The organism is Polyangiaceae bacterium (assembly GCA_020633235.1).
GTDB lineage: Bacteria > Myxococcota_A > Polyangia > Polyangiales > Polyangiaceae > JACKEA01.
The window spans coordinates 339,030-357,036 of sequence record JACKEA010000001.1 but is presented as its reverse complement, the minus strand read 5'-3'; the positions used below and the strand labels follow the sequence as shown (position 1 = coordinate 357,036).

At 67.2% G+C, this 18,007-nt stretch carries 19 protein-coding genes; 8 read left to right on the top strand and 11 right to left on the bottom strand.

All coding sequences use genetic code 11. The annotated features are described in order from the left end of the window. Nucleotides 1–22 precede the first annotated feature (22 nt). From H6717_01680 to H6717_01660, 5 genes are all read right to left on the bottom strand, one after another. Nucleotides 23–727, bottom strand: a complete 705-nt coding sequence (locus tag H6717_01680; protein MCB9575722.1) for a crotonase/enoyl-CoA hydratase family protein — start codon at nt 725–727, stop codon at nt 23–25. Between the two features lie 374 nt (nt 728–1,101). Then, nucleotides 1,102–1,512, bottom strand: coding sequence for a PIN domain-containing protein (locus tag H6717_01675; protein MCB9575721.1), 411 nt, complete (start codon nt 1,510–1,512; stop codon nt 1,102–1,104). Beyond that, complete coding sequence (locus H6717_01670) at nt 1,509–1,739, bottom strand: hypothetical protein (GenBank protein MCB9575720.1); 231 nt, start codon at nt 1,737–1,739, stop codon at nt 1,509–1,511. The genes H6717_01675 and H6717_01670 overlap by 4 nt, the downstream gene beginning before the upstream one ends. A gap of 130 nt (nt 1,740–1,869) precedes the next feature. Next, nucleotides 1,870–2,916 (bottom strand): recombinase RecA, encoded by a 1,047-nt coding sequence (gene recA, locus H6717_01665; GenBank protein ID MCB9575719.1) that lies wholly within the window; start codon nt 2,914–2,916, stop codon nt 1,870–1,872. A 65-nt stretch (nt 2,917–2,981) separates the two neighbouring features. Continuing rightward, nucleotides 2,982–4,562, bottom strand: a complete 1,581-nt coding sequence (locus tag H6717_01660; GenBank protein ID MCB9575718.1) for a YifB family Mg chelatase-like AAA ATPase — start codon at nt 4,560–4,562, stop codon at nt 2,982–2,984. Nucleotides 4,563–4,707: 145 nt separating this feature from the next. Between H6717_01660 and H6717_01655 the strand changes: the two genes are divergently transcribed. After that, nucleotides 4,708–6,024, top strand: coding sequence for an SMP-30/gluconolactonase/LRE family protein (locus H6717_01655; GenBank protein ID MCB9575717.1), 1,317 nt, complete (start codon nt 4,708–4,710; stop codon nt 6,022–6,024). Nucleotides 6,025–6,126: 102 nt separating this feature from the next. Further along, the gene (locus H6717_01650) at nt 6,127–6,615 is read left to right on the top strand and encodes a hypothetical protein (GenBank protein ID MCB9575716.1); all 489 of its coding nucleotides are present in this window, start codon (nt 6,127–6,129) and stop codon (nt 6,613–6,615) included. A gap of 241 nt (nt 6,616–6,856) precedes the next feature. On the opposite strand, the gene H6717_01645 is transcribed toward H6717_01650, so the two are convergent. After that, complete coding sequence (locus H6717_01645) at nt 6,857–7,810, bottom strand: hypothetical protein (GenBank protein ID MCB9575715.1); 954 nt, start codon at nt 7,808–7,810, stop codon at nt 6,857–6,859. A 742-nt stretch (nt 7,811–8,552) separates the two neighbouring features. Between H6717_01645 and H6717_01640 the strand changes: the two genes are divergently transcribed. Together H6717_01640 and H6717_01635 are read left to right on the top strand one after the other, a co-directional pair. Further along, a complete protein-coding gene (locus H6717_01640) occupies nt 8,553–8,891 on the top strand; it encodes a nuclear transport factor 2 family protein (protein MCB9575714.1) in 339 nt (112 codons plus the stop codon). A 102-nt stretch (nt 8,892–8,993) separates the two neighbouring features. Beyond that, the gene (locus H6717_01635) at nt 8,994–10,157 is read left to right on the top strand and encodes an FAD-binding domain (GenBank protein MCB9575713.1); all 1,164 of its coding nucleotides are present in this window, start codon (nt 8,994–8,996) and stop codon (nt 10,155–10,157) included. Here the strand turns inward: H6717_01635 and H6717_01630 are convergent. The 3 genes from H6717_01630 to H6717_01620 all read right to left on the bottom strand — a co-directional run bounded on the left by H6717_01630 (nt 10,151) and on the right by H6717_01620 (nt 11,593). Continuing rightward, a complete protein-coding gene (locus tag H6717_01630) occupies nt 10,151–10,504 on the bottom strand; it encodes a DUF1801 domain-containing protein (protein ID MCB9575712.1) in 354 nt (117 codons plus the stop codon). The two genes, H6717_01635 and H6717_01630, sit on opposite strands and share 7 nt — an antisense overlap. Nucleotides 10,505–10,592: 88 nt before the next feature. Continuing rightward, the gene (locus tag H6717_01625; protein MCB9575711.1) at nt 10,593–11,225 is read right to left on the bottom strand and encodes a dihydrofolate reductase; all 633 of its coding nucleotides are present in this window, start codon (nt 11,223–11,225) and stop codon (nt 10,593–10,595) included. Further along, nucleotides 11,222–11,593: a YciI family protein gene (locus tag H6717_01620; protein MCB9575710.1), complete on the bottom strand. Its 372-nt coding sequence runs from the start codon at nt 11,591–11,593 to the stop codon at nt 11,222–11,224. The genes H6717_01625 and H6717_01620 overlap by 4 nt, the downstream gene beginning before the upstream one ends. Nucleotides 11,594–11,670: 77 nt before the next feature. Between H6717_01620 and H6717_01615 the strand changes: the two genes are divergently transcribed. Further along, nucleotides 11,671–12,876, top strand: a complete 1,206-nt coding sequence (locus tag H6717_01615) for an RNA polymerase sigma factor (protein MCB9575709.1) — start codon at nt 11,671–11,673, stop codon at nt 12,874–12,876. On the opposite strand, the gene H6717_01610 is transcribed toward H6717_01615, so the two are convergent. Further along, nucleotides 12,869–13,762, bottom strand: a complete 894-nt coding sequence (locus H6717_01610; GenBank protein ID MCB9575708.1) for a LysR family transcriptional regulator — start codon at nt 13,760–13,762, stop codon at nt 12,869–12,871. The two genes, H6717_01615 and H6717_01610, sit on opposite strands and share 8 nt — an antisense overlap. A gap of 97 nt (nt 13,763–13,859) precedes the next feature. On the opposite strand from H6717_01610, the gene H6717_01605 reads away from it, so the two are divergent. Both H6717_01605 and H6717_01600 read left to right on the top strand, forming a co-directional pair. Beyond that, nucleotides 13,860–14,627, top strand: a complete 768-nt coding sequence (locus tag H6717_01605) for an SDR family oxidoreductase (GenBank protein ID MCB9575707.1) — start codon at nt 13,860–13,862, stop codon at nt 14,625–14,627. A gap of 154 nt (nt 14,628–14,781) precedes the next feature. Continuing rightward, a complete protein-coding gene (locus H6717_01600; protein ID MCB9575706.1) occupies nt 14,782–16,272 on the top strand; it encodes an alkaline phosphatase D family protein in 1,491 nt (496 codons plus the stop codon). Between the two features lie 3 nt (nt 16,273–16,275). Here H6717_01600 and H6717_01595 read toward each other — a convergent pair whose 3' ends face one another. Then, entirely contained in the window at nt 16,276–16,509 is a 234-nt protein-coding gene (locus H6717_01595; protein MCB9575705.1) for a hypothetical protein, read from the bottom strand. Nucleotides 16,510–16,761: 252 nt separating this feature from the next. On the opposite strand from H6717_01595, the gene H6717_01590 reads away from it, so the two are divergent. Then, the gene (locus H6717_01590; GenBank protein MCB9575704.1) at nt 16,762–17,757 is read left to right on the top strand and encodes a hydrogen peroxide-inducible genes activator; all 996 of its coding nucleotides are present in this window, start codon (nt 16,762–16,764) and stop codon (nt 17,755–17,757) included. Nucleotides 17,758–18,007: the final 250 nt, after the last annotated feature.

The window sequence follows — 18,007 nt, the reverse complement described above, 5'->3', positions numbered from 1 at the left end:
CCAGTGCGCAGATTAAGCGAGGCTAGAGGCGCTGATTCCAGTCTTCGAGGTCGCTTTCGATGGCGGCATCGAGCGCTGCCAAAGCCTGGGCGCGCACCCGACTCTTGGTGGCGGTGTGCGCGTCGCGCATGAGCTTCGCCAGCGCGAGCGCACGCTCCTGCGCCACGCGCGAGAGATCGGCCGCGGGCACGACCTCGTCGAGGAACCCCGCACGCACGGCCTCGTCGGGAGGAAAGACGTGCGCGAGGTCCAGCGCACGCTGGAACGCGCTGGGGGTCAGCCGCTGGCGGCACAGCTCGACGGCGAAGTGCGGCACCGTCAGGCCGATCTCGACTTCGTTGGCGCAGATCCGCGTGCCGGCTTCGCTCACGCCAATGCGAAGATCCGCCGTGGTGAGCAAGAACGCCGCCATGGCGATGGCGTGGCCGCTGGACGCGATCACCACGGGGGCCGGAAACGCGAGCAGGCGTCGCGCCGTCCGCGCTCCCGCGAGCAGCATCTCCACCGACGCCTCCCGCCCCCGGCGGAACACGCCCAGATCGAAGCCGCCGGAGAAGCGCCCCGCCCGGCCGGTGATCAGCACGACGCTGCCGTCGCTCTCGGCGCGATCCAGCGCGGCGTTCAGCGCGCCGAACATCGCCGGTGACAGCGCGTTCACCTTGCCGTCGTCCAGGGTGATGGTGGACACCGCGTCTTGCTTCTCGTAGCGAACCAGGGGATCCGTCATGGTCCTCTCAGGGTAACCGCAACCTCCACGGTCCTCCGCCGGCAATTACGCAGGCACAGCCGGCGAAACTGCCGCCTTGTCACCGGGATTTCGGCTTCTCTTGTTGGTCCGCCGCAAAACCTCGGGATTGGCCTTCGCACGTCGGGCTGGAGCCCGATCAGTTCGCCATGCTTCAGTTCACTGGCGATGCGCCGGGGCCTCGGGCTCCGGCGGCGTTGCCGGGCTGGGCGGCTCGCCCGCGCAGATGGAGTGCAACGGCGGCGGCGCGAGCCTCATCAACGGGCTGTCGGCAACCCGCACCCTCGCCGCGTAGCGTTCGCGCGAGCCTCGGTCCTTGCGCGTTCAATGCCCCAGTGACGCGAGGGTGGTGCTGTCTACACGAACGGGGTCTTCGCCGTCACACCACCGTAGTCCTGACCGTCGTTCAGGTCCTCGGTGTGCAGTACGCTGCAGCCCAGTGCCCGTGCCGCTTCTATGATGGCCGCATCGCAGTACGAGATTTGAAAGCGCTCTTTGCTCGCCAACGCAGCCTTCATGACGGCCAGAGTGAGCTCCTGCGCGGGGAAACGTAGAAACGACTCGATCAGCAGTACAGCTTGCTCGTGCGTGAGGGCGTCCGACCGACCTACACGCGTTGCTTGGACGTAGAACTCCTGCAGCACCTGCACCGAGAGGCAAAGATCGTCCCGATCGAGTAGCGCTCGTGCGCGCTCCGCTTTGCTGTTTTCGGACGGATCCCTGCTCACGGCGTAGAGCAAGACATTGGTGTCCACGAACTCCATCAGCGCCGGTGCACCTGGTCGCGGCTGACGCGATCCCCCGCGCGGAAGGTCTTCAGTGACGCGATCACCTCCGACTGCAGCCGCTTGCGTCGCTCGAAGTCCGACTCCTCCTGCGCGAAGCGAGTCAGAAACTCGCGGACGACGGCGCTGACAGAGGTGTCCAGCTCGGCGGCCTTGATTCGGGCGCGCCGATACAGATCATCTGGCAGTGTAACTGTGATGTTCTTCACGGTTTCACAGTATCGTCGAGGGGGTTGAGCTGCTACGTGCTTTGGCACCAGAACGGGTGCCGGCCCGGCGCGGCGACGAAAGGGGCGTCCACGCGAGGTGTGTCGCCGCGCCGGACCAACAGAAATTCGCTCACGCTGCGGCAGCCGCGGCGGCAGCACCTCCCTTCTCCGTGATGCGCCCGGCGGTGCTTGCCAGGCGCTGGGTCGTCGCGGTCTCGAGGGAGCCGAGGAGCTCCGGCGTGGCGAGCAGCATCTCGCGCACCTTCTCCCGGCCTTGCCCCAGGCTCTTGCCGTCCACGCTGAGGTGCGAGCCGCTCTTCTCCACGATGCCCAGGCGGATCGCCGTGTCGAGCAGGTCCCCCGCGGCGTCGATGCCGTGGCCCCAGCGCACGTCGAACTCCGCCTCGGCGAACGGCGGCGCCACCTTGTTCTTCACCACCCGTACCCGCGTGCGGTTGCCCACCACGGCGTCGCCCGACTGCACCTTGCCGGTGCGCCGCACGTCCATCCGCACGCTGGCGTAGAAGGACAGCGCCTTGCCACCCGTCGTGGTCTCCGGATTGCCGAACACCACGCCGATCTTCTGGCGCAGCTGGTTGATGAAGATCAGCGTGGTGTTGGAGCGAGAGACCGAGACGTTGAGCTTTCGCATCGCCTGGCTCATCAGCCGCGCTTGCAAGCCCATGTGCGGGTCGCCCATGTCGCCCTCGATCTCGGCGCGGGGCACCAACGCCGCCACGGAGTCCACCACGATCAGGTCGATGGCGCCGGAGCAGGCCAGGTAGTCCACGATTTCCAGCGCCTGCTCGCCGCAGTCCGGCTGCGACATGAGCAGCTGGCCGGGGTCCACGCCGATGGCCTTGGCGTAGCGCAGATCGAAGGCGTGCTCGGCGTCGATGAACGCCGCCACGCCGCCGAGGCGCTGCACCTGGGCGATGGCGTGCAGCGTGAGCGTGGTCTTGCCGCTCGCCTCCGGCCCGAAGATCTCCACGATGCGCCCGCGGGGATAGCCCCCCACGCCCAAGGCGTCGTCGATGGCGATGGAGCCGCTGGGTATGACGGATACGGCCACCTGCGCATCTGCGTCCATGCGCATGATTGCGCCGCGACCCATCGCCTTTTCTATCTCGTTGATGACGTCCTGTACGGCGTCGTCACGTTCACTCTTCTTGGCCATGAAACGGTTTCCTTTGCATTGGGTTGCTCCGAGGTACTCGGCAAACGCGCCGAGCCCAGGAAGACTCAGGGCATGATTTCGCGGTCGAGCATCCGTCCCTGCAGCGCCTCGACCACGTGCCGCTCGCGCACCCGCGGGTGTCCGTCGAGATCGGCGAGGGTGCGGGCCACGCGCAGCACGCGCACGTAGGCCCGGGCGGACAGCGAGAGATCGCTCATCGCCTTTTCGAGCGTTCGAGTGGCCTTGCCATCCGGCTCGGCGATGACAGGCAGCTCGCGCGCGGGGAGCTCGGCGTTGTTGCGTGCGCGCGTCAATCCAGCCTCACGCCGCGCGGCCTGCACCGCGCGGGCTCTGAGCACGCGCTCGCGCACCACGCCGGAGCTTTCGCCAGGTGCACCACGCGTGAGCGCCGTTACCTCCACCGGAGGCACCTGCACGTGGATGTCGATGCGATCCATGAGCGGTCCGCTGAGCCGCGCCAGGTAGCGGCGGCGCGCCTCCGGCGAGCAGCGGCAATCCCGATGCGGATGACCGTAGTAGCCGCACGGGCACGGATTCACCGCCGCGGTGAGCAGCGGCCGCGCGGGGAACCACGCGCGCGCTCGGGCGCGGGAGATGCACACGAGGCCGTCTTCCAGCGGCTGCCGCAGGGACTCGAGGGCGCTACGCCGAAACTCCGCCAACTCGTCGAGGAACAGCACGCCGTGGTGGGCGAGGCTGATCTCGCCGGGACGCGGAATGTCGCCACCGCCCACGAGCCCGGCGTCGCTCACCGAGTGGTGCGGCGCGCGAAACGGCCTGGACGCAACCATGCCTTGATCCGGATCGATGAGCCCGGCCACGGAGTGCACCGCCGTGGCCTCGATGGCTTCCTCGTAGGTGAGCGGCGGCAGGATCGACGGCAACAGGCGCGCGAGCAGCGTCTTGCCGCCGCCCGGGGGCCCCACCATCAGCAGGTTGTGACCGCCCGCAGCCGACACCTCCAGCGAGCGGCGTGCCTCGGATTGACCCCGTACCTCGCTCATGTCGCCGAAGCGCACGGCGTCGCCGGGCGAGTACACGGTAGGCGGAACCCGCGGCAGCTCGCGGTTTCCGCGCAGAGCCTCCACGATCTCGGCCACGCTGTCCGCGGTGCGCACGGTCATGCCCCGCACCAGTCCGGCTTCCCGCGCGTTGCCACTGGGAACGATGGCGAACGCCACACCCCGGGCTCGCGCTCCCTCGAGCTGGGGAAGCACGCCGGAAACGGAGCGCAGGGTGCCGTCCAGCGCGAGCTCCCCGAGCACCAGCACGTTGTCCAGGGACTTGGCCGGAAGCTTGTCGAGGGCGCCCAGCACCGCCAGGGCCATCGCCACGTCGAGGGCCGCGCCGCTCTTGCGCAGATCGGCGGGCGCGAGGTTCACCGTGATCGCGTGCTCGTCCATCAGCACGCCGATGCCCGCCAGCGCGCTGGCCACACGAACGCGCGCCTCGCGTACCGCCGCGTGGGCGAGCCCCACGAGCTGAAACATGCTGGGCCCGCGAGTGGCGCACACCTCTACGGCAATGGGCTGCGTTTCCAGCCCGATGAGCGCGCTGGTGTGCGCGGTGGCGAGCCCCAACGGCTTACCGCAAATGGTGGCGGAGGTTTGAGCGGTGGCGACCATGCCCCTCCCCACAGCAGGACGCATGCCGCGCGGATTGCCCGAGAAAAGCCCAGCTTTAGGGGGTGGCGAAGGGTGGCCGCCGGCGGCGGTTCGCCACCTGACGCCTGCAATTGCGAGCGCCAGGGCCGATTGCTAGACGTGCGCCATGAGCTATCGCCTGGCTTTGGGGTGCGTGGCCGCGCTGGTGGTGTTGGGGTGCTCGGGCTCGGACGACGAAACGCCATCGTCGGCTTTGGCGCTGACCTGGGTGACCGCGCCGCCGGCAGAGGCAACGAGCCAGTCTGATCTGACGCTCGAGGCGCGCCTCACGAAGGGCGGCAAGCCCGTCGCGAACGAGCCCTTCGAGATCAGTGTCGACCTCGGCGGTGGCTCCGTCGACGCTACCTCCGCGACCTCGGACGCGAGCGGCGTGGTGCAGATCGCGTGGACGCTGGGCATTCCGCCCATCGAGAACAAGCTCACCCTCGCGGCTCCAGGCCGTGATCTCCAGCTCGGCGCCAGTGTGAGCGCGAAGGTGGACACGCCCTACTCCCCGGAGCCTTTCGGCGACGTGAACGCCTACCTCGAGGCGCAACAGAACACGGTGAGCACCGAAGATCTCGCCTTCATGGGCGGTCGCCTGCTCCTGGGCGTGGGCGCAGACATCCTCTCCCTCGACGAAAACGCCAACATCGAAGCCTGGACGCTGAGCGGCACGCCCATCAGCCGCGCCCTCGGCATTGCCGCGGATGGCCAGGGCAACCTGTACGTGGCCGACAGCGACGGCGGTGCGCTCTTGAAGGTCGCGTCCGACAAGACCGTGAGTCTGGTGACGGACACCAACGGCAGCGAGCCGCTGCAGCTGGTGAACTACGTCGCTCTGGCGCCCAACGGCGACGTGCTGTTCAGCGACTCGTGCTTGGGGGACTTGGTGCGCTACGACCCCAAGACCTCCAGCGTGGTGGCCACCTTGCAGCTGGATCCTTCGAAGGAGAGCGGCCCCAACGGCATCGCCGTCGATCGTGAGGGCCACTACGCCTACGTGCTCACCGAGAACACGCGGCTGTTCTGCAACTTCACCAACGTGGAGGTGACGGACAACGCCGCGCTCTACCGCGTCGACATCAGCGGCGGCGGCCTGGACACTCCGGAGCAAGTGGTGGGCGGCCTGGGCCTTGCGGGCGACGGCCTCGCCTTCGACGCCGAGGACAACCTCTACGTCATCGTCGACAAGCAAAAGGGCGGTTCGCTGGAGGAGAGCGCCGTGCAGGTGCTGCCGGCGGGTGGGCAGGAGCTCCGCCCGTTCATCTCCGTCTCGAATCGCGTGATCGCCAACATCGCCTTTGGCCAAGGCGCCTTCGGCGAGACCACGCTCTACGCCGCCCTCCTCGCCGTGGTGCCCTTCACCCCGGCAGATCAGCGCGGCGTCCAGCGCCTGGAGGTGGGCGTGCCCGGCCTCCCGCTGCTACCCGCCGGCCCCTGAGGTGTCGGCAGCGTGCTGTCCACGCGATGTTTCCGCGGCGGACCAACATCCTGCTGCTCCAAAGCGTGCCTGCCATTTGCAGTCTCGGTCCACTAACGGGACATGCGGCGATGGTTGGCGTTGCTCTTGGCTCTTCTTGCGGGTGCGTGTGGCGGGGGTGAGGGCGAGGACCAAGCATCCACCACACCGGATCCCAGCTGCGCCAGCGGCACGCGCTGGACCGGAGGCAACGCCGAGTCCGCGTTGATGCAACCCGGGCAAGCGTGCATCGCCTGTCACGGCCAAGGTGAAGGCCCGCAGTTCGAAGTGGCGGGGACCGTGTTCGCCGGTCAACACGAGCAGAACGGCTGCTTTGGCAGCGCCGGAGCCCAGGTCGTGGTCAGCGACGCCGACGGCCGCACCTTGACGCTGGAAACCAACGCCGCCGGCAACTTCAGCTACCGCGGCCCCCTCACCTTGCCCATCCACGCCGAAGTCCGTCATCAAGGGGCCACGCGCGCCATGGCGGCGGCGGTGCCCAGCGGCGACTGCAACGCCTGCCACACGGAGAACGGCACGCAGGGTTCGCCCGGCCGCATCCTGCTGCCGTAGCTGCCGCACCCTTTCCATTTTGATGTCGGTCCGCCGCGGAAACACCGCGTGGCGCGGCGCGGCCAACCAAGTATGAAGACGACGATGACCAGCGAAGACCGCATCTTGATCCACGAGCTCGTGAACCTCCACGGACATCTAACCCCAGTGCTCACCTGAGTTGGTCCTCTCTCGCAAAGCGGCGGCTCAACGACGATCTTTTTGTCGGGTGGCTTGTCGATTCGGCGCGGAATCAGCCCGCCTATCGCGGAACGAGCAGCGCCAGGGCGCGCCGAAGCAGCTCTTCTCGCGAGAGAGTGCGCGCTTCTCGAGCGAGCGTTTCCGTCGCCTTCTTGGCTTCGGCCTTCTTGGAGCCTTGGCTCGTGAGCGCCAGGAGGAGCTTGTCTTGCTTCTCCCGCGACTCGGCGTCCTCAGCCTCTGAACGCCTTCGCTGACGAAGGCGAATCTTCTCTTCGACGTACTCGCGACCGAAGGTCTTCTTGGCCGCATTCAAATTGTGGCTGGCGCAGTACAGCCGACCATTGGAGGATCCATCGCCACCACCGATGCCGGTAGCTTCGATGTGGTCGTACTGGAGAAACGCCGTCGCCGTGCAGCGCACCCCGGACTCCGACACGAAGCAGCACTGGGCACCGTCGCGCTCGTACACCTCGCGCCGGGCTGCACGGCCGGGCTCGCCCGGCTTCGTTCCGCGGGAGCGGCGCGGCTTGTCCGTCTTGCCCCAGCGCTTCTTCTCCAGCTCGCGAATCAGCGCGTCGAGCGCCCGTTCGATCACGACCTCCAGCTCCCGGCTCACGTGGCTCATCAGATTCTGGGCGTGCTCGAGCTTCGCTTTCAGGCTCTCTCCGGCGCTGAAATGCACCTCGAAGCGCCCTTCCGAGAGCGGCTCCACGCCGGCCCGCGACCCCTTCCCTGCTCTGGGCTCGACCCGGTCCGGGACGTCGGGCTTCGGGAACCAGCGCGCGAGCACGACGCGAATCCCCGCGCTGGTCTTGCCGGCGGCTTCTCCCAGCAGCGCAGTGTGATTGTCCTGCGTGAGTCGCGGAGCCAAGAGCGAAAGCCCGGAAAGGTGCAAATCTCCGCTAGCAAGTAGCGAAAGCACCACCGGAAACGACAGCGCTGCCCGCGCCCCGGCGATGCTCCGATACGCCGTGCCCTCGCTCATCCCCAGGCCACGCACGCAGAAGTCGTACATGGAGGAGTAGGCTTGAATTACGTGTCCAGACCGACAGCGCCCCGCGCCTGTGCTCATTCGATGCCAGTCGGCGCCGGCCCCGCCGGCATTCTCGGTGGGGCTGCGCCCCACACCCCGCACGGGGGCCCAACCCCGTGCCGCGACCATTCCAACCGGTTGCCTCCTCCAACACCACGTCGGTCGATTTCGGCGAGGTGCGCGACCAAGTGCGCGATCGCTTTGCGCCGCCCGGCGTTGGCAACGACCGCGCTGGACCAGAGATCGCGATTGGAGAGGTCTTGAAGTGCGGAGAGCGCAGTGCGCTCGGTGGCAGACAGCTCTACGGAAATGGCTTTGGACGATGACATGATGAACCCCCGTGGTTTCCTTCCGGCATACCACGGGAAATTTCGCCTTCTTCAGCGCCCCCTGGCTGCGCTTTCGAGCGCGCGGACACTTCGAAGATCGATTTCGTTTCGAACTCGCCACCACTGGGCACACATGCGCTGTGCAGGCGCTGTGCGAACCAGATCGGCGAAATGAGAGCGCGGAGCGTCCGCAAGCTCGTCAACATAATTCGCTTTCGCGGTGTCGATTTCTGTCGTCCGTTCGCGCTCGTCTCGTGTTGCGCTCTTCCGGTCGCTTGGCTCACAAGGCCGCGCGCGCCCGCCCTCGAACGACGCGCGGCAACGGCGGCGCGACCGTCAGTCGTTCTCTCCAGAATGGCGTCTGTTGTGGTCAACCCAGGTGAACAGTGGGTCTAATGGACAACGGAGAGCTCGATCGACTGGGCGAGCTCTTCACGGACGACGTCATCTACGACGTGTCCGCGTTCGGACTCGGTGAACTTCGAGGTAGAGAGGCGATTCGCCGCGCGGCCCTCGAGTTGGGCGAGAAGAACCCGCTGGGGCACCACGTGACCAACGTGGTCGTGATCGGGATGGTGAACGCGGACGTGCAGGTGATCTCCAAGGGGCTGGGCGTGCGGAGCGACGGCACTTGCGGCACCGTGACCTACCACGACCTGGTGCGGTCGACGCCCGCTGGGTGGCGTATTGCACGGCGTCGAGTCGTTCCCCGACGAAGCCCGTTGACTCCGTGATCACGCGGAAGCCGCCGCGCGGAGCGCAGTGGCGCGAACTACCACTGGATTTGGCGCGGCCCGTCAACGGCGGATGCGGCGCGGTGCTCTACGCTGGATCGCATGCGAATCGCGATCAACGGAGTGGGCGTCGGAGGCCCGACCCTCGCCTATTGGCTCAGGCACTTCGGGCACGAGCCGGTGCTGTTCGAAAAGGCGCCGGAGCTGCGCACCGGTGGCTACGTCATCGACTTTTGGGGTCTGGGTTACGAGATCGCGGAGCGCATGGGCGTGCTACCGGAGCTTCGAGAGCGCGGCTACCGCATGGAGCGGCTCAGCGTCGTGGACGAGCACGGCCGGGAAACGGCCGCGATGCCGCTGGCTCCGCTGCGGGACGAGCTCGAAGGACGTTTCGTGAGCCTGGCGCGAGGAGATCTCGCGGCCACCCTGTACCGCGCGTGCGAAGGGATTCCGACGCACTTCGCGACGTCCGTCGTGGGCCTCGACCACGACGGCGACGGCGTGAGCGCGACGCTGTCCAACGGAACCCGGGAGCGCTTCGACCTGGTGATCGGCGCGGACGGCCTGCACTCGCAGGTGCGACGCATCGTGTTCGGGCCGGAGTCGACCTTCGAGCGGCACCTCGGCTGCCACGTGGCCGCCTTCCGCATCCGCGACTATCCGCATCGCGACGAGCTGGTGTACGTCTCGCACACCGTTCCCACGCGGCACGTATCGCGCATCGCCCTGCGCGGCGGAGAAACGCTGGTGCTGCTCGTGTTTCGCTCGGAGCTCTTGGACGACGGCCCGGAGCAGGATGCCAAGGCCACCCTGCGGCGCGTGTTCGGCGAGCTCGCGTGGGAGGTCCCGGAGATCCTCGACTGCATGGACCACGAGGACGTGTACTTCGACCGCGTGAGCCAGATCCGCATGGACGGCTGGACGCGCGGGCGCGTCGCGCTGGTGGGGGACGCCGCCGCGTGCGTCTCCCTGCTCGGCGGCGAGGGCACGGGCTTGGCCATGATCGAAGCCCATTTCTTGGCCGGCGAGCTGCACCGTGCCCAGGGCGATCATCAATTGGCGTTCCGCGAGTATGAAGCGAAGCTCCGCCCGTTCTTGGAAGAAAAGCAGGCGTCCGCGCTGCGCATGCTGGACTTCTTCGCGCCCAAGACGAGCCTGCGGCTCACGATCCGAGACCTGAGCATCCACGCGATGGCGATACCCTTTCTGGCCAACGCCATCTTGGGCAGCACCGTGCGCGACGACCTCGAGCTGCCGAGCTACTGAGTCGCCTTCATCCACGCCTTGGCGAGGCGCACCACCGCGGCGGTCTTCTTCGCCATGTCGGCCGGCGTCGCGAAGGCGACGACGCCCCGATCCGCCGCCGCCCACTCGATGAGCCCGCTCGCGTCCTCGAACTCGAAGCCGCGAGTGGACTTCACCTTGGCGCCGCGGTGGAAGATCAGCTGCACGCCGCCCTTCGGCGGAAAGCGGAAGGTCACGCGATCGTCCCCGGCGTAGCAGAAGCTCGGCGCACGCCACTTGATACGCTCCGTGACGCCCGGGTCGGACGCCAGGATCGCAGCGCGAAGCTTGTCGACCTTGGCGCGCCAGGCTTCGTCCACGGTGGCCACGAAAGCGTCCACCTCGTTCGCGGTCTTCGTGACTTTCTTCGCCTTCTTCATGTGTCTTTCGTCTGGGTGGTTCCGCGGCGGACCAACATCAAGATGTGGAGGGGGAGCTCACGGAGTACTCGAGGTGGGTGACGCGGGGGGAGCTGGTCACCTCGGCGAGCTGCAGCTTCACGCGCTGGGGGTCGACGGCGTCGAACAGCCGGAGCCCAGCGCCGAGCAACACGGGGCTCAGATCCAGGCGCAGTTCCTCGACCAGGCCGGCGTTCAGGTACTGGGCAACGATGTCGCCACCTCCGGAGATGCGCACGTCCTTTTCGCCCGCGGCTTCACGCGCCTTCGCCAGCACCGTATGAAGGTCGTCGTTCACGAAGTAGAAGGTGGTGCCGCCGGGGCGAGGCCACGGCTTGCGCTGCTCGTGGGTGAGCACGAACACCGGGTTGTGGAAGGGAGCCTCTTCCGGCCAGCTCGCTTCGCCCTCGTCGAACATGCGCTTGCCCATGATGTTGGCGCCAATGCGCGCGAAGGTGTGCTCGAGGAGGGCATTGTCCGCGCCGGTTTCGCCCCCATCGCCGAGCTTCAGGGCCTGCCGGAACGTGCGCTGCTCGAAAACCCAATCGTGGATCGCGTGGGCCCCCTCACCCATGGGCGTCGATACCCCTCGATTCGGACCCGCCATGTAGCCATCCTGGGACACTCCCAGGTGCACGAAGACAGTGCTCATGGCGCCACCGGTGTGCCGTCGAAGTCGACGATGGGACGGAGCTCGAGGGTAGGCAGGGTGCTCTCGCCGATGAAGCCCGCGGCGATGGCGATGGCGTCGTCCAGATCGTCCGCTTCTATGATGGTGTAGCCACCGAGCTGCTCGCGCGTTTCGGCAAAGGGCCCGTCCAAGACCAGCCGCTTGCCGTCGCGGTTCTTGATCGTCGTGGCGGTGGTCGTAGGGTGGAGCGGCGCGCCGGCCAGCAGCTTCTTCTGCTTCAGGAGCTGCTCGATGTGCGGCGCGCAGGCGTTCATCTGCCGTTCTTGCTCCTCGGGAGAGAGCGCGAGCCAGGCGTTTTCGTCGAGATAGGTGAGGATCATGTACTTCATGGTTGGGACCTCCGCCTTGGGATCGAATGGCAGCAAGGCGGATCGACAGCGGTCTCACATTTTTTCTATGCTCGGCCATGGCCAAGGGGATAGACCCTTTGATTTCGGATATTTACCGCGCCGAGTGGGGCCGCTTGGTAGCCCGGATCATCCGCCTGACGGGTGATTTCGACCTGGCCGAGGAAGCGACCCAGCAAGCCTTCGAGGCGGCGGTGTCGCGCTGGCGGGAACGAGGCATCCCCGAGCATCCGCGGGGCTGGCTGACGCAGACGGCGCGCCACATTGCTCTCGACAAGATCCGTCGAGGCAAGGTGCTGCGGGCGAAGGTTGAGCGCCTCGACGCAGAAGACACCGCGGCGCCCGGAGAAGCGCTGGAGATCCCGGACGATCGCCTGAGGCTGATCTTCACCTGCTGCCACCCGGCCCTGGCGTTGGAGGCGCAGGTCGCCCTCACCCTGCGCACGCTCCTGGGTCTGGAGACCGACGAGATTGCGCGGGCGTTCCTGGTTCAACCGACGACCATGGCGCAGCGGCTGGTCCGCGCGAAGCGCAAGATCACCGACGCCGGCATTCCCTACGTGGTGCCCGAAACGGGCCAGATGCCGGAGCGGCTCCACGCCGTGCTGACGGTCATCTACGTGGTGTTCACCGAAGGATACGCGGCGACCCGCGGCGAGTCCTTGCTGCGGACCGACCTGTCGAGCGAGGCCATTCGGCTCGCGCGCCTGATCCTGGAGCTGCTCGACCCCGCTCCGCCCGAAGCGAAGGGGCTCCTCGCGCTGATGCTGCTCCACGACTCGCGACGTGCTGCCCGCTTGGACGCTGCGGGCGACGTCGTGCTCTTGGAGGACCAAGACCGGAGGCTCTGGGATCAGCGCGCGATCGCCGAAGCCTTGCCGCTGGTGGCAGGCGCCGTCGGCCCCTTTGGCCTGCAAGCGGCCATCGCTGCGGAGCACGCGCGGGCCGAAAAGGCGGGCGACACGAACTGGCCCGCCATCGTGGCGCTGTACGATCGCCTCCGGCAAGTGGCGCCGTCGCCCGTCGTGGAGCTGAACCGCGCCGTCGCCGTGGCCATGGTGGAGGGGCCGGGGGCAGGTCTCGAGATCATCGAGACCCTGGAGGAGCTCGAGGGCTATCACTTGCTGCACTCCGCGCGGGCTGAGCTCCTGCGCCGCCTGGGCGACTCTGCGGGTGCGAAGCGGAGCTACGCTCGTGCCCTCGAGCTGGTCGGCAACGACAGCGAGCGGCGCTTTCTCGAGCGGCGCCTGGCCGAGCTCAGTTGAGGTGTCCGGCGAGAGCGTCGGCGATCCACTCCATCACCACGCGAACGCGGTTGGGGGCGCGGCGACCATGGGTGTGCAGCAACGAGACCGGCATCGGGGCACAGCGATGCGCGGGCAGCACCTCCACGATGTCGCCGCTCGCGATGAGCTCCCGCATACCGAGCAGCGGCACTTGCACGATGCCGAGGCCCGCCAGGCACGCGGCCTGATAGGCGTCCGTGCTGTTCACGGTCACCGACGACGCCATGGTGCGATGCTGCGTCTTGCCCTCGGCCTGGTACTCGAACGAAGGCGTCTCGCCGCCGAGGCGGGAGGCGTAGTTCACCAGCAAATGCGCGTCGAGCTCCTCCAGCGATCTCGGGACCCCTCGCCGCTCGGCGTAGCCTCGGGAAACGCAGTTGACCATGCCGAGCTCGCCCAGCTTGCGCTGGGTGAGCTCCATGTCCGGCAGCGCCCCCACTCGCAGCACGCAGTCGAAGCCCTCCCCAACCGCATCGACGATGCGATCCGTCGCGCTGACGAACAGCTCGAGATCCGGGTGGCGCTGTAAGAGCTCTGGCAGCGTCGGCAGAACGAAGCGACGCGCCAGGTTCTGGGGCAGGTCGAGGCGCACGCGCCCCCGTAGCCGCCGCCCGCCTCGAAACAATGCCCCGATCTCGTCCGCCTCCCGCACGATGGCGCGCGCTCGAGGCACCAGCGTCTCGCCGTCCGGAGTGAGGCGCACCACGCGGGTAGAGCGATGGAACAAGCGCGCGTCCAGGCTGGCCTCCAGTGCCCCGAGCTTCCGCGAGACATGCGCCTTGGGCAGCCCCAAATGCTCACCGGCGCGGGTGAGGTTTTCGGTTTCCGCGACCTTCAGGAAGATCCGCAGGGAATCGACGTCCATTTCGGGATTGTCTCACATTTCGAGACAATCCGTCTGACCCTTGGCCTCTACTGATACCTGCGCCGAGCGCCTAGGTTCAGCGTCGAAAGGACGAGACATGGCCAACTCACAACGACCCATCGCACTCATCACCGGCGGCAGCCGCGGCTTGGGCCGCAGCATGGCCGAGCACCTGGCAAAGCAGGGCGTGGATCTGATCATCACGTACCGCTCCCGCGCAGACGAAGCCGACGCCGTGGTGAAGCACGCTCGCGAAGCCGGCGCCCGCTGCGCTGCCCTGCAGCTGGACGTCTCGGACGCTTCCACGTTTGGCAACTTCGTGGAGCGCCTGCAGAAGGAGCTCCGCTCGAGCTTCGACAGCGATCGCTTCGACTACCTGGTGAACAACGCAGGCACCGGCCTCCACGCCAGCTTCTTGGAGACCACAGAAGAGCAGCTGGACGCGCTGGTGAACATCCACCTGAAGGGGCCGTTCCTGTTGACCCAGAAGTTGGTCCCCTTGCTGCGGGACGGCGGTCGCATCCTGAACGTCTCCAGCGGGCTCGCTCGCTTCACGCTGCCCGGTTACGGCGCCTACGCCGCGGTGAAGGGCGCCATCGAGGTGCTCTCGCGCTATCAAGCCAAGGAGCTCGGGGAGCGCAAGATCACCGTGAACACCCTGGCCCCGGGCGCCATCGCCACGGACTTTGGCGGTGGAGTGGTCCGCGACAACCCGCAGGTGAACGCGATGGTCGCGGCGGCCACGGCGCTTGGCCGCGTGGGTCAGCCGGACGACGTGGGTGCGGCCGTCGCCCTGCTGCTCTCCCCCGGCTCGGCGTGGATCACGGGTCAGCGCATCGAGGTGTCCGGCGGGCAGAGCCTTTGAGGAACGGTCGGGGCGACGCGAGGTTCCGCGCCGCCCCGACATTCCCTCTCCCACGGGGCGGAGCAATTTGCCGCGGGTGAGGCCATGTGCCTCCGGAAGGTGCCAAAACCGCTTGGCGTTCAGCGGCACAAATGCTGCAAATTGACGCACCCTCATGGAGGGTTTCGAAGTTCTCGAGCGCGACACGTTCCTCGCCGTCGGACGCACGGACCAGCAATCTACTCGCTTCTGGTTTCGCGATGGCGGAGGCCGCGTGCGCACTCTGGAGATCACCGGACCGGGCGGCGGTGCGCTGTTTCGCGGGCCGGTTCCGAAAACCGATGCGGCCGCGGATCACACCGCCACGGCGGCTTATCCCAACGACTTCCCGAACGCGTCCGCGCTCTTCCCAGGCATCGGCTACCGAATGCGTCTCCTCGATCGGAACGGCCAGGCGCTGGAAGCCGCACGCTTCGAAACCTCCCCCGCGCCGGGAGCGGCTCCGGAGCGGTTTGCCATCGGCGTGGCCAGCTGCCACCAACCCTTCGACGAGGACGGCCGGGTTTCGGAGAAGGCGACCCGGCTGCTGAACGTCCTGGTCGACGCGCTTCGAAGCCACGGCGTGAAGCGCATGCTGCTGATGGGCGACCAGATGTACACGGACCTGCCGGAATCGCGCTCGCTGTTCGACGCTTCGTACTTCGAGACCATTGCGCCGTCTGGACGCAAGTCCCTCTTGCAGTGCACGCGAGAAGAGGTGCGGCGGGTCCTTCACCAGCGGCATCGCACCTACTGGAGCGTTCCCGGTTTCCAGCGCCTGCAGTCGGCCTTCCCCTGCTACCCCATGCTCGACGACCACGAGATCGCCGACAACTTCGGCACGCTGGAAGAGCACTCGAACCCCGAGTGGCAGCGGGTTCTCGGTGGCGCCCTGGATGCCTTCCACGATTATCAAGCTTGCCGAATGGCGCCGCTGGACGCCGCAGGAACTGCGTTCGACTACGGCTGGGAGTACGGTCCCATCGCCAGCTACGTGATGGACCTGCGCTCCGAGAAGCGAAACGTCGGCGACCGGATCGAGATGTACGGCGAAGCGCAGCTCGCGCGTCTCCGTGACTTCCTGACGGAGCACGGTGGCGCCCCCGTGTTCATGCTGGTGCTCACGGTTCCGCTAGCCCACGTTCCGGATCCTGCGGCGCACGTGGCGGGTGCGTTGATCCCATCCGGCAACGACATCCAAGATCGCTGGTCGTATCCGGCCGTTCATCACGCCCGCAAACGACTTCTGGACCTGCTGACCCAACATCGGCAGCGCCATCCCCGACAGAAGCTGCTGCTGCTGGGTGGAGACGTGCACGTGGGCTCCGTAGCCCGCGTCGGCGGGATGGTTCAGCTGGTGTCGAGCGCCCTGACCAACCGGGAGAGCGAGATGGTCAATCGCGCCATCGCGCTGTTGCCGCGATTCATCGGCAAGCTCGGGAAGCACGACCTCGATTTCGAGCTCCTGCCGGGTGTCGGGGGGCACGACACGAACCCCGTCACCACACTGAATGCGGGCGTGGTGGAGCTGATCCGGCGCGAGCAAGAGTGGGACGTCGTGTTGCGCCTGCTGACGGCGGATGACGACGGCAACGTGTGCTGCAAGTTCGAGAGCGAGCCGCTGTGAACGTCAGTGCTTGCCGTAGTTCAGCTCTTTGCCTTTGCGCTGATCGAGGATGTACGCCTCCAGGGCGCGCATCTTGGGGTCGTCGGAGCTGAGGGGCTTGCCGCGCACGGGGTGCTCGATGCACCAGTTGATCATGACGCGAAGCAACGCCACGCGACCGAGCTGCGCCTGGGACTTCGGGTACGTCTCCGCCTCGCCCTGAGCGGGCTCGGCGCCGCCGGGCGCCGCGCCGGAGATCCGTGGGCCCAGTACGTCGGCTTACCGAACACCCAGCGGGCTCGAGCTGTTCATCTACGGTGTCATCATCGCCTCCTGATCCTTCACCGCGAGCGCGCCGTGGCTGGGATCGGCGGGCGCTGCGCCGCACAGCGTTATGGACGCCGCTCCCAGGAGCAGCCGATGAGTCCTCGTGATAGCCTCCACGTCGGAAAGCCCCCTTCTCCCTCTCGGCGTTTCCGAGCAATTTCGTACTGGCGATGGCGCGATAACGTGAACCTATCGGCACTCACCATTCAGCAGCTTCGCTACTTGGTTGCAGTGGAGCACCATCGCAGCTTTCGCGATGCTGCGGCGTCTTGCCACGTCTCCCAGCCCGCCCTCAGCACGCAGATCAAGAAAGTGGAGGAGCTGCTCGGCGTCGCCATCTTCGACCGCTCGCGACAGCCCATCGTGACGACGGCGCGCGGCGTCCAAGTCGTGGAGGAAGCGCGCATCGTGCTCGAGCACGTGGAGCGCATCGGCGCCATCGCCGCAGCCGACACCGGCCTCTCCGGTCCTTATCGCTTGGGCGTGATCCCCACGCTGCTGGCCACCTTCGTGCCGCTCTTTCTGCGACGCTTCACCGCTACCCATCCGCGCGTGGAGCTGTCCATCGAAGAAACGCCCACCGACAGTCTGCTCCGCCGCTTGCGAGAGGGCACGCTGGATGCTGGCCTTGCCGCCACGCCGCTGGAGGTTCCCGGCGTGCACGAGATGGTCATCGCCCACGAGCCGATGTTCGTCTACTTGCCGCCGTCGCATCCCCTTGCGGAGCGCTCCCGAATTCGACAGCGAGATTTGGTCGGGGAGCACGTGTGGCTGCTGAGTGAGGGGCACTGCTTTCGCACCCAGGTCTTGCACCTGTGCAGCGCCGATCGCAGCTCCAGCTTCGAGAGCTTCCGCGTCAATCTCGAGTGCAGCTCCTTCGAAACACTGATTGGCCTCGTGGACTCCGGCGTCGGCATCACGGTGCTGCCGGATCTCGTGAGCCGCACACTGTCCCTCTCGCAGCGCGCGGGCCAGCTGCGCCGCTTCGCCACCCCGGAGCCCGCACGCCAGATCGGCGTGGTGGTGACCCGCGAGCAGGCTCGCCGCGAGATCACCGACGCCCTCGTGGAAGCGCTACGCAGCGGATTGCCCCCCGAGCTGCAAGCCCCCAAGAACGTGAGCGTCCTTTCCCCAGTGAGCGACGAGGCGCCCCGCTCCCACCGCCGTTCCGCTCCCTGATTTTGTCGGTCCGCCGCGGAACCACCTTCGCCGCCCTGCGCTGGTTTTCAAGCGCACCTCGGCAAGAACCGCGGCGGGGCGGAGTGGGGCCCATTACAGTTCGCCCTTGATCGAGCTCGAGGGCATGCCCACTCGGCGGAGTGGAGATGGGCGGAGAGCGGCTCTTCGTCCCTGGGATACTGGGTCGAGTGAACCTCTCCGCCTACTCGGACGACGCCACGGGTTCGGAGCGTATCTCGGCATCCACCAC